At 56.6% G+C, this 19,233-nt stretch carries 19 protein-coding genes; 16 read left to right on the forward strand and 3 right to left on the reverse strand.

Annotated features, from left to right (window positions below; translation table 11 throughout):
- Positions 1-50 precede the first annotated feature (50 nt).
- Positions 51-3,452 carry a M36 family metallopeptidase gene (locus tag ADICEAN_RS14650; RefSeq protein WP_009196409.1) on the forward strand — a complete coding sequence of 1,134 codons (3,402 nt, stop codon included), beginning with the start codon at positions 51-53 and terminating at the stop codon, positions 3,450-3,452.
- A gap of 275 nt (positions 3,453-3,727) precedes the next feature.
- Entirely contained in the window at positions 3,728-4,279 is a 552-nt protein-coding gene (locus tag ADICEAN_RS14655; RefSeq protein ID WP_009196410.1) for an HD domain-containing protein, read from the forward strand.
- Between the two features lie 69 nt (positions 4,280-4,348).
- Here ADICEAN_RS14655 and ADICEAN_RS14660 read toward each other — a convergent pair whose 3' ends face one another.
- Positions 4,349-4,684, reverse strand: coding sequence for a hypothetical protein (locus ADICEAN_RS14660; RefSeq protein WP_009196411.1), 336 nt, complete (start codon positions 4,682-4,684; stop codon positions 4,349-4,351).
- A gap of 100 nt (positions 4,685-4,784) precedes the next feature.
- Positions 4,785-4,961: a hypothetical protein gene (locus ADICEAN_RS22725; protein ID WP_161622716.1), complete on the reverse strand. Its 177-nt coding sequence runs from the start codon at positions 4,959-4,961 to the stop codon at positions 4,785-4,787.
- A gap of 335 nt (positions 4,962-5,296) precedes the next feature.
- Between ADICEAN_RS22725 and ADICEAN_RS14665 the strand changes: the two genes are divergently transcribed.
- The 14 genes from ADICEAN_RS14665 to mnhG all read left to right on the forward strand — a co-directional run bounded on the left by ADICEAN_RS14665 (position 5,297) and on the right by mnhG (position 18,466).
- Positions 5,297-6,742 carry a hypothetical protein gene (locus tag ADICEAN_RS14665; protein WP_040397396.1) on the forward strand — a complete coding sequence of 482 codons (1,446 nt, stop codon included), beginning with the start codon at positions 5,297-5,299 and terminating at the stop codon, positions 6,740-6,742.
- Between the two features lie 88 nt (positions 6,743-6,830).
- Complete coding sequence (locus ADICEAN_RS14670) at positions 6,831-7,379, forward strand: hypothetical protein (protein WP_009196414.1); 549 nt, start codon at positions 6,831-6,833, stop codon at positions 7,377-7,379.
- Positions 7,379-7,876 (forward strand): sensor histidine kinase, encoded by a 498-nt coding sequence (locus ADICEAN_RS14675; RefSeq protein WP_236612929.1) that lies wholly within the window; start codon positions 7,379-7,381, stop codon positions 7,874-7,876. The genes ADICEAN_RS14670 and ADICEAN_RS14675 overlap by 1 nt, the downstream gene beginning before the upstream one ends.
- Positions 7,869-8,912, forward strand: a complete 1,044-nt coding sequence (locus ADICEAN_RS14680; RefSeq protein ID WP_009196416.1) for a histidine kinase — start codon at positions 7,869-7,871, stop codon at positions 8,910-8,912. Before ADICEAN_RS14675 ends, ADICEAN_RS14680 begins: the two co-directional genes overlap by 8 nt.
- The gene (locus tag ADICEAN_RS14685; protein WP_009196417.1) at positions 8,893-9,657 is read left to right on the forward strand and encodes a LytR/AlgR family response regulator transcription factor; all 765 of its coding nucleotides are present in this window, start codon (positions 8,893-8,895) and stop codon (positions 9,655-9,657) included. The genes ADICEAN_RS14680 and ADICEAN_RS14685 overlap by 20 nt, the downstream gene beginning before the upstream one ends.
- A gap of 526 nt (positions 9,658-10,183) precedes the next feature.
- Complete coding sequence (locus ADICEAN_RS21400; RefSeq protein ID WP_152426450.1) at positions 10,184-10,795, forward strand: cupredoxin domain-containing protein; 612 nt, start codon at positions 10,184-10,186, stop codon at positions 10,793-10,795.
- Between the two features lie 171 nt (positions 10,796-10,966).
- On the forward strand, positions 10,967-12,322 hold the full coding sequence (nhaA, locus tag ADICEAN_RS14695) for a Na+/H+ antiporter NhaA (RefSeq protein ID WP_162831710.1): 1,356 nt from the start codon (positions 10,967-10,969) through the stop codon (positions 12,320-12,322).
- 227 nt (positions 12,323-12,549) lie between these two features.
- Positions 12,550-14,865 carry a putative monovalent cation/H+ antiporter subunit A gene (locus ADICEAN_RS14700; RefSeq protein WP_009196420.1) on the forward strand — a complete coding sequence of 772 codons (2,316 nt, stop codon included), beginning with the start codon at positions 12,550-12,552 and terminating at the stop codon, positions 14,863-14,865.
- Positions 14,862-15,404, forward strand: a complete 543-nt coding sequence (locus ADICEAN_RS14705) for an MnhB domain-containing protein (RefSeq protein WP_009196421.1) — start codon at positions 14,862-14,864, stop codon at positions 15,402-15,404. Before ADICEAN_RS14700 ends, ADICEAN_RS14705 begins: the two co-directional genes overlap by 4 nt.
- A 7-nt stretch (positions 15,405-15,411) precedes the next feature.
- Positions 15,412-15,786: a Na+/H+ antiporter subunit C gene (locus ADICEAN_RS14710; RefSeq protein ID WP_009196422.1), complete on the forward strand. Its 375-nt coding sequence runs from the start codon at positions 15,412-15,414 to the stop codon at positions 15,784-15,786.
- A complete protein-coding gene (locus ADICEAN_RS14715; protein WP_009196423.1) occupies positions 15,783-17,315 on the forward strand; it encodes a Na+/H+ antiporter subunit D in 1,533 nt (510 codons plus the stop codon). The genes ADICEAN_RS14710 and ADICEAN_RS14715 overlap by 4 nt, the downstream gene beginning before the upstream one ends.
- Positions 17,312-17,806: a Na+/H+ antiporter subunit E gene (locus ADICEAN_RS14720; protein ID WP_009196424.1), complete on the forward strand. Its 495-nt coding sequence runs from the start codon at positions 17,312-17,314 to the stop codon at positions 17,804-17,806. The genes ADICEAN_RS14715 and ADICEAN_RS14720 overlap by 4 nt, the downstream gene beginning before the upstream one ends.
- Complete coding sequence (locus tag ADICEAN_RS14725) at positions 17,803-18,081, forward strand: monovalent cation/H+ antiporter complex subunit F (protein ID WP_009196425.1); 279 nt, start codon at positions 17,803-17,805, stop codon at positions 18,079-18,081. Before ADICEAN_RS14720 ends, ADICEAN_RS14725 begins: the two co-directional genes overlap by 4 nt.
- Positions 18,074-18,466 carry a monovalent cation/H(+) antiporter subunit G gene (gene mnhG, locus ADICEAN_RS14730; RefSeq protein WP_009196426.1) on the forward strand — a complete coding sequence of 131 codons (393 nt, stop codon included), beginning with the start codon at positions 18,074-18,076 and terminating at the stop codon, positions 18,464-18,466. Before ADICEAN_RS14725 ends, mnhG begins: the two co-directional genes overlap by 8 nt.
- 140 nt (positions 18,467-18,606) lie before the next feature.
- Here the strand turns inward: mnhG and ADICEAN_RS14735 are convergent.
- On the reverse strand, positions 18,607-19,233 hold a 627-nt coding region (locus tag ADICEAN_RS14735; protein ID WP_040397399.1), incomplete at its 5' end, for an ATP-dependent helicase C-terminal domain-containing protein.

Consider the following 19,233-nt stretch of genomic DNA (forward strand, 5'->3'; position numbering starts at 1 on the left):
TGCCGAAGCAGCAGCCCGATCCCTGAAGCTATCCCCTGCACAAGCCCTGNGTGCTTGAAGAAAAACCCCGAAGAGGCAAAACCCGGGAGGTACTCCTAACCGATGGCGGCATATCACTTCACCCCATCAGCAGCAAGCTTATGTACCAGCCGCAGGAAAACGGCACAGTTCGTCTGGTCTGGATTGTCTCCATTTATACCAGGGATGCCCAGCATTACTGGAATGTATCCGTAGACGCCACCACCGGTGCCATCCTGAAGCAGGAGGACCTGGTGATCCATGATTTCTGGGGAGGCACCCCAATGGCCACCGATGCACCCAAAGAGCATAAGCAGGCTTTTACCGCCTCCATGCTGCAGCCCGCAACAATTGCTGCTCCCCGCATCTCTGCACAGGCGCAACTGGCCGCTGCCGCCACAGGAGGCACCTACCGGGTGCTGGATGCTCCTTTTGAAACGCCTAACCATGGAGAGTTCTCTCTGGTAAGCGGCAAGGAAGACCCAGGAGCCTCTCCGCTAGGCTGGCACAACGATGGCCTGCTCAGCTACACCATCACCAGGGGCAACAACGTATTTGCCTATGAGGACCAGCTGGGCGCCAATGCCGGCACCAGCCCCGATGGCGGCGCCAACCTGATATTTGATTTTCCGGCAGATCTGAGCCAGCAGCCCGGCACCTATGTAAAGGCCGCAACAACCAATCTTTTCTACTGGAATAACCTCATGCACGATGTTTTTTACCAGTTTGGTTTCGATGAGGTGAGCGGCAACTTTCAGCATACCAACTTCAGCGGACAGGGCCAGGGGCTGGATGCCGTTATGGCCGAGGCTCAGGATGGCGGCGGCACAAACAATGCCAACTTTCTCACCCTGCAGGATGGCATACCCGGTCGCATGCAAATGTACCTCTGGACCTCTGCCCAGCCCGCCGAGCTGCTCTTTATTACCAGCCCTGCTGCCGTGGCTGGCGGCTATATGGGCATAGAAGCTGCCTTTGGCAAGCCCCTGGATGAAACCGGTGTAAGTGGTTCCATTGTACTGGCCGACCCGGCCAATGGCTGCAGCGGCGCCCCCGCCCTACCTGCCGGCTCTGTAGTGGTACCCTTTACCAATCAGGAGCAGATAAACGGCAATATAGCGCTGGTAGACCGAGGAGAATGTTCGTTTATTGAAAAAGCGCTAAATGCTCAGGCATCTGGCGCTACCGCCGTTATTGTGGTCAATAACATAGCTGGCGGAGGCGCCCTCTCCATGGGCGGCGATGAAACCGGCAACCTGGTGCTGATCCCCGCCATCATGATCAGCAAGGAAGATGGCGACAAATTAAAAGCAGCGCTGACTCAGGGGCTCAGCGGTACCCTGCGCCGTGAGGGTGGCGTACCCCCTATGAAAGACGGCGATCTGGACAATGGCATCATTGCCCATGAATACGGCCATGGTATCTCCACCCGCCTCACTGGGGGGCCCAGCACCCAGTGCCTGAGCGGACAGGAACAGGGCGGCGAAGGCTGGAGCGACTTCTTTGGCCTGTACATGACCATGAAAAACGGAGATACCGGCACCCAGCGCCGCGGCATAGGCACCTATGTAATGGACGAGGGCACCGATGGCAATGGCATCCGGCCAGCCCCCTACAGCACCGATATGGGCATCAACCCCTATACCTACGGCATGATCTCCAATCCCGAGATCAGCGTACCCCATGGCGTGGGCTTTATCTGGGCCAGCATGCTATGGGACATGACCTGGAACCTCATTGAAGAGTATGGCTACGATCCAGACATTTATAACGGCAAGGGCGGCAATAACCTGGCCCTGCAACTGGTGATTGACGGCCTGAAACTGCAACCCTGCAGCCCCGGCTTTATTGACATGCGCGATGCCATCCTGGCGGCTGACCAGATCAACAACGGTGGCGCCAACCAGTGCTACATCTGGCGGGCCTTTGCCAAGCGAGGCCTGGGCTACAGCGCCCAGCAGGGCAGCAGCAGCGACCTTACTGATGGGGTGGAAGCCTTTGATATGCCTCCCTCCTGCGAGCCCAACATGGCCATCAGGCTTAAGGCTACCCCTTCGCCTGTAGCCGATGGCGAGGAACTGACCTACACCATAACTGTCAGCAACGAAACTCCCGCTTCGCTGCAAGGGGTACAGATCACCGATCCTCTGCCAGCCAACACCACCTTTGTTTCCGCTACAGACGGAGGCAGCCTGCAAAAGGATGTAGTAAAGTTTAAACCCGTAAAGCTGGCTGAGGGACAAACCATTGAGCGCAGCTTTACCGTAAAAGTAGCTAGCGGTGGGGGAACCACGGTGCTCTTTAGCGATGATATGGAGGCTGGAGCAGGCAAGTGGACCACCCGGCACGATGTAGGCCTGGCAGACTGGACACTGAGCAGCAAAAACCCGCGCAGTGGCACCTACTCCTGGTTTGCCATTGATCCCGACGCCTTCAGCAACCAGTCGCTGATCCTCAAAAGTCCGGTGCAGTTGCCACAAAGTGCCCAACTGCGCTTCTGGCACGACTACAATACTGAAGAAGGTTTTGATGGCGGGGTAGTGGAGATCACCACCAATGGCGGCCTCACCTGGCAGGACCTTGGTCCCCACATGATCCAAAACGGCTACAATGGCCAGATACCCCTGGCCAATGCCTCCACCGTACAGGGTCCGGCCTTTACCGGCGGCAGCAATGGCTACATCCAGACCATAGCCGATCTGAGCACTTTTGCCGGCAAGCAGGTGCAGATCCGCTTCCGGATGGGCTCAGATGTACTCACCGGCGCTACCGGCTGGTTTGTGGATGATGTGGACATTGTGGTGAACCCCACCTATATCCTAAACACCGCCTGGGTAGACTCTAAGTTTGGTGGCAAAAAAAGCGCCTCAGTAGAAACCATGGTGGTAACAGGGGCTGCCAGCCGCACAACTACTAGTCTTACGGCCACAGCGCAGGACAACAGCGTGCTGCTGAACTTCTCGGCCAGCAAGGGAGCTGGCGTATTTGAACTGGAGCGCAGCCTCAACGGCCGGGAGTTTGAAACCATCGCAACCCTTACAGCCCAGGAGGCAGAAGGCAGCCCGGCCCAATGGACCGATACTCAGGTAAGCGCTGGCTCACTTTACTACTACAGGGCTACCGCCTCCAACAATGGGCAGATAGCAACAGAAACCGTACAGGTACAGCTGCCGCAGGCGGCCATAGCCGTATCGCTCTACCCAAATCCTAGTCAGGGCAAGCTACACCTGCACTTCAGGCAGGCCGTAGCAGGAGCCGTAACGGTAGAGGTAACCAGCACACTTGGCCAACAGCTGCTGCACAGAAGCTATAGCGCCCAGGAAGCAGAGGCCGGCCCTATACTGGAGCTCAGCCACCTGAAGGCCGGTATGTACCTGGTCATTATCCGTACCGACGGCAAGACCAGTACGCAGGGGCTGGTGATCAAGCCCTGATAATTCCGTACTCCCTATAAAAAACGTCTCTGCAGCTGCAGAGACGTTTTTCTTTTTGATTTGGATGGTTTATGGCAAATAGGATTGATAGGATCCTACACGCATCTGATCCCTGGGCAGTAGTTCGAAAGAGTGCCCTCACTTACCGTTTTTGATAGCCATATACTACCCTAAAACAGCCTTTCTTTAAGCAATTGTGAATTTCCCATCACCTGCCCTTTGGACTTTCTACCTGTATTCTCTCACAAAAACGGGCATAGCCCGTTAATAGCGGTATGAATTCCCTGGAACAAGCCCTCGACTTTGCCAGGCAGGCCCATGGCAGCCAGCAGCGCAAGTTTACCGGCGAGCCCTATATCGAGCACCCCAAGCGGGTGGCTGGCCTGGTGCAAACGGTGGCCCATACTGAGGCCATGCTCTGCGCCGCCTACCTGCACGATGTGGTAGAAGATACCCCTGTATCGCATCAGGATATTGAACAGCGCTTTGGCCGGGAGGTGGCCCACCTGGTGCACGAGCTTACCGATGAGTACATGAAAGAAGCCTACCCCCGGCTGAACCGCAAAATCCGCAAGCAAAAAGAGGTAGCCCGCCAGGCCGGCATCAGCCCCCAGGCCAAAACCATCAAGCTGGCCGATGTGATCGACAATACGCGGGATATCATCAAAAACGACAAGGACTTTGCCGTAAAATACATCCCCGAAATGGAAGCCCTGCTGGAGGCGCTGCAGGGAGGCGACTTTAAGCTGCTGATGCTAGCCTGCTATGAGGTGCAGAAAGCCAAACTGGAACTGCAGCAGTGGCGCAAGTCCGGAAAGGGGGCCTGATGCCGCCCTTGCCAGCGCCTACAGCCTCCTCTGCACTGAGCTTGCCGGACCGGTAGCCCGGCAGGCCCCCTACTCGGCCAGGCGGTAATAGTAATGATTTTCCAGCCTCAGGTAGTGCCGGCTCTTCCGCAAAAGCTGGCGTAGGCCCATATCCTGCTGGAGCGCTTCTCTGCTGTAGGCGCCGCTAAGAGTGGTATTGCCTTCGGCATCTTCAATGTGAATGTACACCTCTTCCTGAAACAGAATATCAAGGCTAAGGTCGGGGGCATCCCGCTCTGGTGCAGCACTCTTTTTGTTCCTATCGCTGGCAGTCATGCAGCAGGGCAAATCAGCTATAGGTGTGGTACTGGCCTGGGCAGGCGCCAGCAGGCAAAGGGTGATGAGGCTTAAAAATACCGTTTTCATGATGGTAAAATAAGGTGGTGTAATAGAGTTGAATCTGGTGGTAAAAAAGGCAGGCAGCTGTTGGGCAGCTACTCAGGAGTGGCCGAAACACTACCCCCCTTTAGCTGCTTGCCCTTAGCAGGTGCACAAGCGGCTGTTGCAGGGGGGCTGTTACTACCTGCTGCCAGGGGTAGGCAAGGCCTAGGGAGGCTTGCGCCGTACGCTCTCCGGGTTTTAAAAGGAGCAGCAAAAACAGCAACAGGCTCAGACGGGTGGTAAGCTGAAAAAATGGATACATACGCATAGGGGTTAGGGGTTGGTCTGCTTGATGATTCAAAGTTGCAGAAGTCTCCAGCCCCGTAAAAATGAAGTGTCACCAACCGCAGAATCTGTGTAGTGAACTGCAAAAGGGCTGCACCAAATCACCTACCCGCCTGGCTAAACAGCAGGATTTCAGCAAAATAGGGCCCTTATGCGCCAAAGCGCCGCTGCTCTGAAGTCCCGCAAACCAGCAAACCCGTTTACTACAGCCTATCGGCAGTTCACTACAGCCTTTCGGCAGCTGATACCATTCTATTTTTATAGGCGGCCCCAGCAGTGCACCTTTGAAGCAGAAATTAAATCACCACGCATATGTATCAGCTTATACCTTTTTATTCTTTGAGCCTGCGGCTGCTGCTGGCCCTGAGCCTGGGCCTCATCAGCCTGCTTGCCCCCGTACAGGCACAGCATACCAATGTGCACATCTCCAGCAGGGGCGGCTCTACCGAAACCACCTACCAAACCGGCAATGAAAGCATCAAGATCGAGCAGGATGGCGAGGTCCAGCTTTCGGCCGACGACCGCAGCATTACCGGCATTACCGGCGATGGGTACTTCCGGATCAAGAAAACCACCTTTGGCAATACCCGCGAGCTCTTTATCCGCAGCTCGGGCGGCACCCTTACCCATGAATACCGGGAAGGCGGGCGCCAGGTACCCTTTGAGCCGGCCGGACGGGCCTGGCTAGCCGATATTCTGCCCGACCTGGTACGCTCTACCACCATAGGGGCTCAATCACGAGTAGACCGCCTTTACCAGAAGGGGGGCGCCAGGGGGGTTATGAATGAGATCGCCGCCATGAAGAGCGACCACGCCAAAGCCCGCTATGCCGAACTGCTCCTTAAAAAAGATCTTAAAGAAAGCGAGATTCCCTTTGTGATTGAGGGGGTAGGCCAGCACATTGGCTCCGATCATTACCGCTACGAGGTGTTCAAAAGCAACAGCAGTAAACTGCTGGCAAATCCCCAGCACCTGGGCAATTACCTGAGCGCCATTAAAACCGTAGGCTCCGACCACTACAAAACCGGACTGGTTAAACTGGCCCTGGAGCGCAACCTGCCCGCTGCCTACAACCAGCAGGCTCTGCAACTCATTGCCACCATTGAGAGTGATCATTACAAGAGCGAGATCCTGAAACGCATGCTAAGAAATAACCTTAGCGACGAGCAACTGGAATTTTTGCTGGGCAAGATGCTGGGCCAGGTAGAATCTGACCATTACCGCACCGAAATCATTACCGTGGTATTAAAGGAGCAGCCCAAGTTGAGCCCTACCGGCGTGGACCATGTGATCCGGGGCATATCCCAGACCACTTCCGATCACTATGCCACCGAGAGCCTGAAGCGTCTGGTGAGCAGCCACCAGCTAAGCAGCGGCAATTATGAAGCGCTCTTTGGCATGCTCAACAAGCTGGGCTCCGACCATTACAAATCTGAATTTATGCGCATGCTGGTAAAGGACAAGGACTTTGGCAAGCACTTTGGCCTCCTTCTGCGTGAAACCGAACGCATGGACAGCGACCATTACCGCAGCGAGATTTTGCGCAGCGCCCTGAATACCAACCAGCTCAGCGACGAGCAAAAGGCCAGCCTGGCCAAAAGCGCTGCCACCATCAAAAGCGATCATTACAAGACCGAAGTGCTCCTGAAGGTATGTAGCAGCGGCGCATCTGCTCCTGTAAAAGCCGCCGTGCAGGAATCTGCCAAATCCATCAGTTCCACCCATTACTACGGCAGCGTAATGAAATGTGTGCAGTAAAAAATATCTGTATAATCTGCTATCTTTAGCATACGGGCCGGAGCAAGCTGCCGGTATGCGACGGTAGTGCCTCCCCAATCCCCCATCTATGAAAAAACTGCTCACCCTGCCGGCCATAGGGCTGCCCCTGCTGGGGTTTTACCTCTACCTGCTCTACAGCCTGGGAGGAAAACTAAGTGTGGGCACCGCCCTGGTGCAGCAACCCGCGGCTCTGCTGGCTGCTGTAGGGGCCGCCAGCCTGCTGGTGTGGGGCCTCTACTGGGGCGCTATAAGCCGCCTGGGCTGGCGCTTTTACCCGGGCCTGCGCTTTGCACTCTCCTGGGCCGTGCTGTGGGTGGCAGGCATAGGGGCCGCCTGGGGCGCCAGCCTGCTGCTGGCCCACACCATCGGGCATACCGGCCTGTACGGCACCGAGAATGGGGAGATCTTCATCCTGACAGGGGCCATTGTAGCCCTGCTGCTGAGCCTGCTGTTTACTCTCAGCGATTTTTCCTGGTACGCCTACTACCGCTACGCTGCCGAAACCCTGGCCCGCCTGCGGGCACAGCGCCGGCAGAAGGAGCTGCAGTTTGATGTACTGAGGGACCAGCTAACCCCCCATACCTGTTCAACTCGCTCAATACGGCCTCTACCCTGATCAGCTACGACCCCACAGGAGCCGAGGCCTACCTGCGCCAGCTGGCGCACAACATCCACTACCTGCTGGGCCAGCCCCATGAGGTGCTCAGCACCCTGCAGCGGGAGCTGGAGGTGGTTGACAGCTTCTTTCACCTCATGCAGGTGCGCTTTGGGGACCGCATACAGCTGGAGCGAAGCCTTGAGCCGGGTTGCCTTGACAAAAAAGTACCCACCCTTGCCCTGCAGCTGCTGGTAGAAAATGCCATCAAACACAATGTGGCTACAGACCAGGCCCCCGTACGCATTTGCATAACTGCCACCGCCCGGGGGGTAGAAGTGGCCAACACCATTACCCGCCCGCCGCAGGGAGTACGCTCGGGCCAGGTAGGCCTGCGCAACCTGCGGGAGCGCTACCAGCACCTCAGCCGATACCAGCCCGAGGTACTGCAGCAGCCCGACCGTTTTCAGGTGCGCCTGCCCTACATTACGGCTATCAGAAAGGAGGCCTATGTATAGCACCCCTGCCACCCGCCCCCTCTTTCGGCTGCTGGCCCCGCTGGGCTTTGGCGCCATGGTGTACCTGCTGGTGCTGCTGGCCTTTGATACCCATAGCCGGGTACTGAGCGACTTCTTTAACCAGGAACTGCTGGTGTGCATTGGTATCAGCTATGGAGTGCTGGAGGCCAACCGTTTGCTGGCCGTTTCGCTTACCCGCCGGGCGGGGCAGTTCTGGCTCTGGAGTAGTCTCAAGCTGCTGCTGGCCCTGCTGGCCACCGCCCTGATCACCAGCCTGGCGCTTATCCTCTACTTCCGCTACCAGCTGAACTTTACCAACCCCCTTAGCTTTCTGAGCGAGCTAAAGGTGTTTAACAGCATTTTTGGTGCCCTGGCCCTGCTGTACCAGGGCTATTTTCTGGGCTTCGTAGCCCTGCATCACCAGTACCAGTTGCGCATTGCCGAAGAAGAGGCCCGGGCGCTGGAGCTGCAGCAGCAGATCGATCTGTTCAGGCATGCCCTGCATCCCGATTTTCTGTTTGCCGGCCTGGAGCATGTGATCCTGAGGCTGCGGGAGCTGCAGCACCAACAGGCCGATGCCGGCATTAGCCTGCTGGCCAGGCTGTACCAGTACTTTCTGCGCCGGCAGGAAGAGCTGATCCCCCTGCAGGAGGAACTGGAAGCGGTACACAAGCTGCACCAGCTGCTGCTCCATTCAGGCAGGCACCTGCAGCTACAGCTGGGCGAGCTGGATGAGCAGCTGCTGCTTATCCCCGGCAGCCTGCTGCGCCTGCTGGAGGCCATTGCCCACGGGCAGCTTTCTTCTGCCGCAGCCCCCCTGCTGGTCCGCATTGAGCAGGTGTCGGGCAGCCTGCACATCTGCTTCGAACCTAACTTTTCGCTCAGCCAGCCCGGCCTGCTGGAGCGCAGCCTGCAGAATCTGGAGCAGCGCTACACAGGCCTTACCGGCGAGCGCCTGCGCTGGACCCCCGGCACTCCCTATCAGATAACACTCCCTACCGCAAGCCTGCACCCCCATGAAAGTTATCATCATTGAGGATGAAAAACCAGCCTATGAGAAGCTGGTGCATTTTCTGAAACGCTACAGCGAGCAAACCGAGCTAATCGGTTCTGCCCAGAGCATAGAAGCTGCCGTACCCCTGCTGCAGGAGCGGGGCCAGCAGGCCGATCTGCTTCTGATGGACATTCAGCTGGCCGACGGCCTCTCCTTTGCCGCCCTGGACCAGGTGCCCCTTAAAAAGCCGGTGATCTTCATTACGGCCTACAACCAGTATGCCCTGGAGGCTTTTCGGGCCAATGGCATCGACTACCTGCTCAAACCCCTTACCTATGAGGCGTTTTCGGCCAGCCTCGATAAGCTTAAACAACTTAGCGGCACCTTTGCCGACCCCCTGCACTCCCTTCAGGACATCTACAAAAAGCTGAGCAAGCCCCAGTACAAAGAGCGTTTTCTGGTCAAGATCGGCGACCATATCCACTCAGTACCCACCGAGCAGATTCAGCTTTTCTATGCCGAGGGGCGCAACACCTACCTGGTAACCGCCAGCGGCCGCCGCATGATCACCGATTACAAGCTGGAGACCATAGAAGAAATGGTGGCGCCCGAGCACTTCTTCCGCGTTAACCGCAGCTATATCCTCAAGCTCAGCGGCATTAAGGATGTGCTGGTCTACTCCAACAGCCGCCTGAAGATCAACCCCAATTTTGAGTTTAAGGAAGAGATCATAGTAAGCCGCGAAAAAGTGGCTCCCTTCAAAGACTGGTTCGGGGGCGGCCGCTAAGCAGCCTGGCAGTTCCCATTCCAACACCTGTTGCTGCCTCCTGTCGGGGTGCAGGCCAACAGGCTATTTTTTCTATTTTTTTACCTGCAAAAAATCCGGGAGCACACATCGGTTCGTAAATACCTGCAAACCAAGGACAAAAGCGGACTACACTCCACCAATGCTCCTTATGGTTAACTCCTGATTTTTTTGTATGACCCGTTACGCCCGCTTCCACCCCCTTGTTAGTCACCCGCCTACAGACTATCCCCCTGCTTTTGGCTGAAGCGCCTTCGCTGACTAGCACCCCTCTACTACCAAAATCCCTTTGGCAGTTGGTGTGTAAACAACCAGCAACTAACAAATTTTTAAAAAAGTGCTTACAAAGCGTTTATTCGTTACCATTTTTTTACTTAAAACGTTAAACAATTAAAAATTTTATAAAATAAGTAGACCAAAAATCGAACTCCCGGGCTTAGACCCGGTTCACCTACTAGATCAAATTCCAATTTAAACCTTACTTTTTATGAAACTTTCACCTACATTTTTGAGCAGAATTCCTGCACTCTTCCTCTCCTGCTGCTTGCTGCTTGCTTTTGGCTGTTCAGATTCACAGGATGCCGTAGAACCTACGCTCGATATGGACTCCAAAGCCAATAACAAAAGCGCCAACATGATGAAAGAGTACTGGGTGGAGATTAATCCCCTGAACCACTCCGGCGTTACGGGCCAGGCCAAACTAGTGGTAGAGGGCAATGTGCTTACCGTAGAAGTGTGGGCTGAAGGCCTGGAGGCCGGCATGCCGCATCCGCAGCACATCCATGGCTTTGTGGAGAACAAAGGAAATGCCACCTGCCCACCCCCCTCTGCCGATGTAAATGGCGATGGCCTGATTGACCTGGGCGAAGGCGTTCCCTTCTACGGCCCCGTTCTTGTTTCGCTTACGCCCTTTCCAACTGCTGAAGATGGTACCATCCATTACAAGCAAACCTTTATGCTGGGCATGGGCGACATGATTGCCTACCAGGCCCTTAAGCCCCTGCAAAACCGCGTGATTGTGCTCCATGGCATGACGGTAGAGGGTACCTACTGGCCTACCCTGCCAATCGCCTGCGGCCAGATCATGCCCGGCAACAGCATGGGCATGGGCAACAGATAAACCTATCTTCCCATAGCTGACAAAACAAAAGCACCCCCATCCGGAGGTGCTTTTTGCTTTTTTGAGTTTTGTATGCCTTTTTTGGCCTGCAGGGGCCTTAGCCCTGCACAAAACCTAACAAAAAGGAGCCATTTCGGTCTTAGTAAAAAGAAAAAAGAGGAACAAGCCCTGATGACTACCCCTACCCGACGCATTCTACGACGTGTAATTGTAACCCCCTTTCAACGCTTTCTGCAAACGGAAGCCTCCGGCGGAATTCTCCTGATCATCTTTACAGCCCTTGCCCTGCTGTGGGCCAACTCCCCCTGGAGCGATAGCTATGTAGAGCTCTGGAACAGCACGGTAGGCGTACAGTTTGGCGACTGGTCGCTTTACAAAGCCCTGATCCTGTGGGTAAACGACGGGCTGATGGCCATTTTCTTTTTTCTGGTGGGGCTGGAGATCAAGCGGGAAGTGATGCTGGGCGAGCTCTCGTCGGTGCGGCAGGCAGCGCTTCCTTTTTTTGCGGCCATTGGGGGCATGCTGGTACCCGCGCTGCTGTTTTTGCTGCTGCAGGCCGGCCGGCCGGGAGCCGAGGGCTGGGGCATTCCCATGGCCACCGACATTGCCTTTTCGCTGGGCATCCTGAGCCTGCTGGGCAAACGCGTACCCCTGAGCATGAAAATCTTTCTGACTGCTTTTGCCATTGTGGATGATATAGGCGCCGTACTGGTAATTGCCCTGTTCTATACCAGCGAGATTGACACCAGCTATCTCTACATGGGCCTGGGCCTGTTTGTGATCCCCCTGCTGATGAATGTGATGAACGTACGCAAGAAAATGGCCTATTTCATCATCGGGGGCATAATCTGGTATTTCTTCCTCAAATCGGGCATTCACCCCACCGTAGCAGGCATCATGATGGCCTTTACCGTACCCATTACCTCCCGCATTCGGGTACAGGACTTTATTGAAGAAGTGAACAACGGCCTGGTGGTCTTTGAGCAGTTTAAGGATGATGAGGAATCCAAGCTGCTGAATTATGAGCAGATGGCGTCCGTAGGCGCCATAGAAGGGGCTACCAAGCATGTACAGCCCCCCCTGCAGAAACTGGAGCACATGCTGCATTCAGGTGTGGCCTTTGTTGTATTGCCCATTTTTGCTCTGGCTAATGCCGGGGTGATCTTTGAGGGGGGATCCGCCGCTCTTACGGCCCCCCTAACCATTAGCATTGCCCTGGGCCTGTTGCTGGGCAAGATGCTGGGGGTTAGCCTGTTCTCCTGGATCAGTGTACGCCTGGGCCTGGCCAATTTGCCGGCCGGCACCAGCTGGCTTCAACTGATGGCTCTGGGCATTTTGGGGGGTGTAGGCTTTACCATGGCCTTGTTTATTGCCAACCTGGCCTTTACCGATGCCGTACTGCTCAACCAGGCAAAAATGGGCATTTTGATGGGCTCCTCGGTGGCAGGCGTAGCGGCCTTTATCATCCTGCGGATGACCCTGCCCAAACCCCTGCCAGACCCGGAAGAAATGCCTATACAGGGCTAAATAGCAGGCGAGTATAGGACAATACCAGCCCGGCGCTTTGCCCCTTTGGTCCCAAAAGCCGGCTTGCTTTTCAAACACCGCTCCTGATTCGTAGTTCTGCTAGGAGAACCGCTTCTGGTGAAGCTCCTCTCTTCTTTTGCTGATAGACGTAGCTGCGCCCGACCAGCACGTAGGCCCGGGCAGCCTGCAAAAGAGGGCACTCATTTTTTCAACGAAAGGGCTCCTTGATGGTACTTGCGCTTGTGGCAGGATTGGCTGTAGCCTGTGCTGCCCCCCTTATACATCGGCTGGCTGGCAGCAGGGCCTACCTGCTGCTCATGCTGCTGCCCCTGAGCATTTTTGGGTATCTGCTCTCCCTGCTGCCCACCATTCTGGCCGGACAGGTGCTGAGCAGTTACTACCCCTGGGTGCCCTCCCTGGGCATTCACCTGGACATTTACCTCGATGGCCTCAGCCTGCTCTTTGCCCTGCTCATCAGCGGCTTTGGTGCCCTCATCATTGCCTATGCCGCCGGCTACCTGAAGGGGCACCCCCTGCTGGGACGCTTCTACGGCTACCTGATCATGTTTATGGTGGCCATGCTGGGGGTGGTGACGGCCGGCAACCTGTTTTCCCTTTTTGTATTCTGGGAGTTAACCAGCCTGAGCTCCTACCTGCTTATTGGCTTCAAGCATGATACGGAAGACTCCCGCAACTCGGCCCTGCAGGCCCTGCTGGTGACCGGCGGCGGGGGCTTGGCGCTCATGGGGGGATTCCTGCTGCTCAGCACGGCCGGGGGCAGCTTATCCTTGCCCGAGTTGCTGGAGCAGGGCGATCTGATCCGCACCCATGCCCTGTACCTGCCGGCGCTGGCACTCATCTGCCTGGGGGCCTTTACAAAATCGGCCCAGTTTCCCTTTCATTTCTGGCTGCCCAATGCCATGGCCGCCCCCACGCCGGTAAGCGCCTACCTGCACTCGGCCACCATGGTAAAGGCGGGCGTGTACCTGCTGGCGCGGCTTACCCCCGTGCTGGGCGGCACCGACCCCTGGGCGTATAGCCTGCTGATCGTGGGGGGTACCACTACGGTGCTGGGGGCCTTTCTGGCCATTCAGCAGAGCGACCTCAAGGCCATTCTGGCCTATACCACCATTAGTGCGCTGGGCATCCTGGTGAGCATGATTGGCCTGGGCACTGCTCCGGCCCTGGAGGCCATGGTGGTGTTTTTGCTGGCGCATGCGCTCTATAAGGGCACGCTTTTTATGGTGGCCGGCAATGTAGACCATGCTACCGGCAGCCGGCAGATCAAGCAGCTGCGGGGGCTGGGCCGGCACATGCGCCCCACCGCCCTGGCGGCTGCACTGGCGGCGCTTTCCATGGCGGGCATGCTTCCCTTCTTTGGCTTTATTGGCAAAGAACTGCTCTATGAGGCGGCGCTGGAAGAGAGTACTACCCGCTGGGCGCTGTTCGGGCTCACATTTTTTTCGGGGATCATTTTTGTGGCTGTGGCCCTGGTACTGGGCTACCGCATCTTCTGGCGCAAAACCCCTACGCCTACTCCCCTGCTGCATGCCGACGGACCGCTGCTTTACCTTCCTCCCCTCTTGCTCGCCGGCCTGGGGCTGCTGCTGGGGGTGCTGCCGGCCCTGCTGGTAACCCCCATGCTTCGGCGGGCAGCCGAGGCCATGCTGGGCGAGGCCCAAACCTTTGAGCTTACGCTCTGGCATGGGGTTAACCTGGTGCTGCTGCTCAGCGGCCTCACCATGCTGCTGGGCTGGGTTCTGTACCGGGCCACCGACCGCCTGCATGCGCTTGCGCCCCGCCTGGCACCCCTGTACCACTATGGTCCCAACAATCTGTTCTTTAAAGGGGTAAAGGCCCTGCCGGGAGCCGCTGCAGCCCTTACCGGCGCCATCCAGACGGGCAAGCTGCGCAATTACATTGCGGTGATCTCCCTTACGCTGGTGGGCTTTGTGGCCTATACCCTCATCCCCAACGGCCCCCCGCTGGTGCTGGCCGACCGCTGGCACCTGGTAACCAATGTACGGCTGTATGAGGTGGTGCTGATCCTGCTGATCCTGGCCGCCCTCTACATGCTGCACAGGAGCAAAAGCCGGCTTACGTCCATTGCCATTCTGGGTATTATCGGCTACTCCATTGCCGTATTCTTTATCCTTTTTGGTGCCCCGGACATTGCCGCTACCCAGCTGCTGATTGAAACCCTTACCGTGGTGCTCTTTGTGCTGGTGCTGCACAAGCTGCCGGCCTTCCATACCCTCTCGGCCATTCAGCAAAAGCCAAAATACATTGCCGTATCGGTACTGTTTGGCGCTGCCATGACCTATGTGCTGCTGCTGGTGAAGCAGTTTCCGCTGGACTCCCCGCTGAAGGAATACTTCGGCCAGGCCAGCTACCTGCAGGGCCAGGGCCGCAACATTGTGAATGTGATCCTGGTGGATTTCAGGGCGCTGGATACCCTGGGCGAAACCACCGTGCTGGCGGTAGCGGCCAAGGGCATTTTTGCCCTCTTTAAACTCAAACTGGATCAGGAGGAACGCCTATGAACACCCTGATCCTGGGTACGGCCATTCGCCTGCTGGTACCTGTATTTCAGTTATTTTCCCTTTACATCCTTTTCCGGGGGCATAACCACCCCGGCGGCGGTTTTATCGGGGGGCTTATCGGGTCCATCGGCTATATTTTCTATGCCATGGCCTTCGGGCCCAAATCGGTGGTGGATATGTTTTTTATGCGCCTTTATGTAGAAGACAGGGCCGATACGCGCAGCCGCAGCCAGCAGCTGCTGCAAACAATCAAAAAAAATACCTGGCAGCGCAAAAAAACGCTGGAGCAGCTGAAAAAGGGGGAGAAAAAGGGAATTCACCTGGAGCCCATGCTCCTGATTGCCACCGGCCTGCTGCTGGCCGCCGGCAGCGGACTGGCCGGCCTGTTGCTGCAGCAGCCCTACATGACAGCCCTCTGGACAGATGTTTACCTGCCCATTCTGGGCAAGCCGGGCACTCCCATTCTGTTTGATCTGGGCGTGTACCTGATGGTGATGGGCGTGGTGCTCAAAATCACCTTCATTATGTCAGAAGAATAAGAACGCTATGGAGATTGTACTCTGTTTTGTGATCGGCATCCTGTTTTCGGTAGGGCTTTATTTTATCCTGCACCGGCACTTTTTCAAGCTTATCCTGGGGCTGATGATCCTGGGCCTGGCGACCAACCTGTTCATTTTTGTGATTGGCCGGCTAACCCGCGGGGGCAGTCCCATTATTGGAGAAGAGCAGGAGGTGGCCCTGGAGCCCTTTGCCGATCCGGTGCCCCAGGCGCTGCTGCTTACGGCCATTGTGATTGGCTTTGGCATTCAGGCCTTTGCCATTGTGCTCATCAAGCGGGTATACCAGACCTTTGGCACCACCGACCTGGATGATCTGGACAGTACCGATCAGATTCACTCCCCTAAACCCCCAGCGCCTTGAGCCATCTGCTGCTTGTATTACCCCTGCTGATTCCGCTCTTTGGCGCTATCCTGTGCCTGTTTTTCTGGTACCGCCCGGGAGCGCAAAAGATCCTGAGCCTGCTGAGCCAGCTGGGCCTGGTGAGTGCTGCTGTATGGCTGCTGCTGCAGGTAAACAGCGAAGAAATTCTTACTACCCAGATCGGCAACTGGCCGGCCCCTTTTGGCATTACGCTGGTGGCCGACCTCTTCGGCAGCCTGATGGTACTTTCTTCCTCCCTGGTGGGGCTGGCCCTGCTGGTGTATTCCCTTCGGGGACTGGATGCTCCCCGGCAGCGCTTTGGCTACTACCCCCTGCTGCTGATGCTGCAGCTGGGCATCGGCGGCGCCTGCCTTACGGGCGACCTGTTCAACCTCTTTGTCTGGTTTGAGGTATTGCTCATCTGCTGCTTTGTGCTGATCTCGCTGGGAGGCACCCGGGCGCAGCTGGAAGGCTCCATCAAATATGTGACCATCAACATCTTGGCCTCCAGCTTTTTGCTAATGGGCATAGGGGTGGTCTATGGCATCCTGGGTACCCTCAACATGGCCGAGCTGGCCCAGCTGGTGCGGGCGCCCGATACCAACACCAGCCTTATACCCATGGCGGGCATGTTCTTTCTGGTAGCGCTGGGCATAAAGGCGGCCGTGTTTCCGCTCTTTTTCTGGTTGCCGGCCTCTTACCACACCCCCCCTATCGCCATCTCGGCTTTTATCGGGGGCCTGCTTACCAAGGTGGGGGTGTATGCGCTGGTGCGGGTATTTACACTTATTTTTGCCATCGATCTGGACCGCACCCTGCCGCTGATCATGCTCATTTCGGGCCTTACTATGCTGATTGGGGTGCTGGGCGCTGCAGCCCAGACTGATTTTCGCAAGATCCTCTCCTTTCACATCATCAGCCAGATCGGGTATATGATCATGGGGCTTTCGCTCTTTACGCCCCTGGCGCTAGCCGGCACTATTTTCTTTATCATTCACAACATTCTGGTAAAGACCAACCTTTTTCTCATCAGCGGGGTGGTGGCCCAGCGACACAAGAGCTTTGCCCTCCCTTTCCTGGGCGGGGCCTACCTGCTGCAGCCGGTACTGGCGCTGCTGTTTGTGCTATCAGCCTTTTCGCTGGCAGGCATTCCCCCCTTTTCGGGCTTCTGGGGCAAATTCATGCTGGCAAAGGGAGGATTTGAGGCCGGGCAATGGCTGCTGGTGGGCACCTCCCTGGGGGTGAGCCTGCTCACTGTCTTTTCCATGACCAAGATCTGGAATGAAGTGTTCTGGAAGAATAAACCGCAGGAAGAGGGAGCGCCCTCCCAGGCCCGGGAGCTACCGGAAGAGAGCCCGGCTGAGCGGCGCACCCGCCGGCTTATGTATGTGCCGGTGCTTTTTCTGAGCGGACTGATCGTATGTATGGGCCTGTATGCCGACCCCCTGATCTCGCTTAGCCAGCGGGCTGCCGAGCAACTGTTGAACAGCGATGTCTACATCAATGCCGTAATGTACCCCCCCAAATGAAAACCTTTGGTCTTCACATCCTTCTGGCCATTGCGCTGGCCTACCTGTTTTTTCGCTACCAGGCGCTGCTGCCCTATACAGGCCCGGTGGCGCTCCTGGTCTTTGCCCTATTTTTTGGCCTGCTGTGGCTGAGTACCGCTTTTTACAAGCGAACCTACTTTCGCAAACTTCCAGGAGCGCTTGCCCTTGCCCTCTATTTTATCCGGGAGGTGTTTGTGGCCAATATGAAAATCGCCTACGACATTATCACCCCGCGCCTGCTGGTAGAGCCCACGGTGATTGCCTACCCCCTTACGGTAACTACCGACCTGCAGATCACCCTGCTGGCCTGCATGTTTACGCTTACCCCCGGTTCGCTAAGCCTGGATGTGAGCGAGGACAAACGCTTTCTGTACGTACATATTCTCTACCTGGACAGTGGCGGGGTGGACGCCTACATAAACAAGCTAAAAAATGGATTTGAACACCGCTTACTCCAGCTGACGGCATGAGCATTTTTCACCTAAGCCTGATGGTGGCCATCAGTGGCCTGAGCCTCTGCCTGGTGCTGGCCAGCATCCGCTTTGCCCTGGGGCCCAGCCTGCCCGACCGCATTACGGCCTTTGATCTGTTTGTAGCCAACATGATCGGCATCATCGCCATTTACTCTGAGTTGACCGGGAATGAGGATTTTATCGATGTGGCCATTATCCTGTCGCTTTTTGGCTTTCTGGGCTCTATCTCCTTTGCCTATTTTCTCATGAAACGAACCGACCGACATGGATAATGTACCCGACTACCTGCTGATCCGGGAGATTGTTAGCTCCTTTTTCATTCTGCTGGGGGTGGTCTTTATGCTGATCGCCTCCATTGGCCTGCTGCGCTTTCCGGATTTTTACATCCGCATGTCGGCCATTACCAAGGGGGCTACCCTGGGGGTAGGCCTGATCCTGCTGGGCATGGCCATCTATTTCAACCAGGCCGATATGTACTTTAAAGTGGTGGTGATCATCACCTTTACCTTTATTACCGCACCGGTAGCCGCCCATGTGATTGCCCGCACGGCTGTGCACAGCAAGGTTCCCTTCTGGAAACCCACAAATCTGAAGGCTTTTCAGGACTATCTGAAAAAGGAGGTAAGGATAAAGGAAAAGGGAGAGATTAAGAAATAATGCGAGATTTCAGGGACTGTCTGGCGGGTTAGGGCAGGCGTTGCAAACGTGCGCAAGGTTTTGACATTAGCTAGTGAGAGCGCCTGGCAGTGCACGCGTTTACAACACGTGCACTGCCAGGCGTCCCGAAAACTGCCTGCTTATTTTTTCCGCTTCACTCCTCGTACCGCTTCGGCCGTCCAGGGATCTTCGGGCCAGTGGTGTTTGGGGTAGCGGCCCCTGATCTCTTTGCGCACCTCGGCATATCCGTTCTTCCAGAAACTGTGCAGGTCCTGGGTTACCTGAACCGGCCTGTAGCCGGGTGATAGCAGGTGCATCAGCACCGGGGTGTGATCTTCGTTGATCCGCGGGGTCTCCAGCAGCCCAAACACCTCCTGCAGACGCACGGCCAGGATGGGCGGGCTGCCATCTGGGCGGTACTCCAGCCGGATCTGGGAGCCGGTGGGCACTTCCAGGCTAAGGGGGGCCAGCCGGGCAAGCTGCTGCTGCAGCTCCCAGGGCAGGCTGGACTGCAGGATCTGCAGCAGCTCCAGCCGCTTAAAATCATCGCGTCGGCGCACCCCCCTCAGGTAGGGGGCCAGCCAGTCGGCGGCGGTGGCCAGCAGGCGCTCGGTGCTTACCTCCGGCCAGGCCTCCTGGGGCCGCCACTGGCGCAGGCTCAGCACCCGGGCCTGCCACTGCTGCACCTCTTCGCTAAAGGGCAGCAGGCGCTCGCCTTCTTCGGCTACTGCCTGGCACAGGATGCGGATGCGGTCTTCTTCCGGAAT

The organism is Cesiribacter andamanensis AMV16 (assembly GCF_000348925.1).
Taxonomy (GTDB): domain Bacteria; phylum Bacteroidota; class Bacteroidia; order Cytophagales; family Cyclobacteriaceae; genus Cesiribacter; species Cesiribacter andamanensis.

What these genes read in the sequence shown, in the direction of transcription:
- ADICEAN_RS22725 (WP_161622716.1), bottom strand. Translation starts at nt 4,961, where the DNA reads ATGTATCCATTTTTTCAGCTTACCACCCGTCTGAGCCTGTTGCTGTTT.
- ADICEAN_RS14725 (WP_009196425.1), top strand. Translation starts at nt 17,803, where the DNA reads ATGAGCATTTTTCACCTAAGCCTGATGGTGGCCATCAGTGGCCTGAGC.
- ADICEAN_RS14680 (WP_009196416.1), top strand. Translation starts at nt 7,869, where the DNA reads ATGTATAGCACCCCTGCCACCCGCCCCCTCTTTCGGCTGCTGGCCCCG.
- ADICEAN_RS14660 (WP_009196411.1), bottom strand. Translation starts at nt 4,684, where the DNA reads ATGAAAACGGTATTTTTAAGCCTCATCACCCTTTGCCTGCTGGCGCCT.
- ADICEAN_RS14655 (WP_009196410.1), top strand. Translation starts at nt 3,728, where the DNA reads ATGAATTCCCTGGAACAAGCCCTCGACTTTGCCAGGCAGGCCCATGGC.
- ADICEAN_RS14710 (WP_009196422.1), top strand. Translation starts at nt 15,412, where the DNA reads ATGGAGATTGTACTCTGTTTTGTGATCGGCATCCTGTTTTCGGTAGGG.
- ADICEAN_RS14700 (WP_009196420.1), top strand. Translation starts at nt 12,550, where the DNA reads ATGGTACTTGCGCTTGTGGCAGGATTGGCTGTAGCCTGTGCTGCCCCC.
- ADICEAN_RS14720 (WP_009196424.1), top strand. Translation starts at nt 17,312, where the DNA reads ATGAAAACCTTTGGTCTTCACATCCTTCTGGCCATTGCGCTGGCCTAC.
- nhaA (WP_162831710.1), top strand. Translation starts at nt 10,967, where the DNA reads ATGACTACCCCTACCCGACGCATTCTACGACGTGTAATTGTAACCCCC.
- ADICEAN_RS14705 (WP_009196421.1), top strand. Translation starts at nt 14,862, where the DNA reads ATGAACACCCTGATCCTGGGTACGGCCATTCGCCTGCTGGTACCTGTA.
- ADICEAN_RS14670 (WP_009196414.1), top strand. Translation starts at nt 6,831, where the DNA reads ATGAAAAAACTGCTCACCCTGCCGGCCATAGGGCTGCCCCTGCTGGGG.
- mnhG (WP_009196426.1), top strand. Translation starts at nt 18,074, where the DNA reads ATGGATAATGTACCCGACTACCTGCTGATCCGGGAGATTGTTAGCTCC.
- ADICEAN_RS14665 (WP_040397396.1), top strand. Translation starts at nt 5,297, where the DNA reads ATGTATCAGCTTATACCTTTTTATTCTTTGAGCCTGCGGCTGCTGCTG.
- ADICEAN_RS14685 (WP_009196417.1), top strand. Translation starts at nt 8,893, where the DNA reads ATGAAAGTTATCATCATTGAGGATGAAAAACCAGCCTATGAGAAGCTG.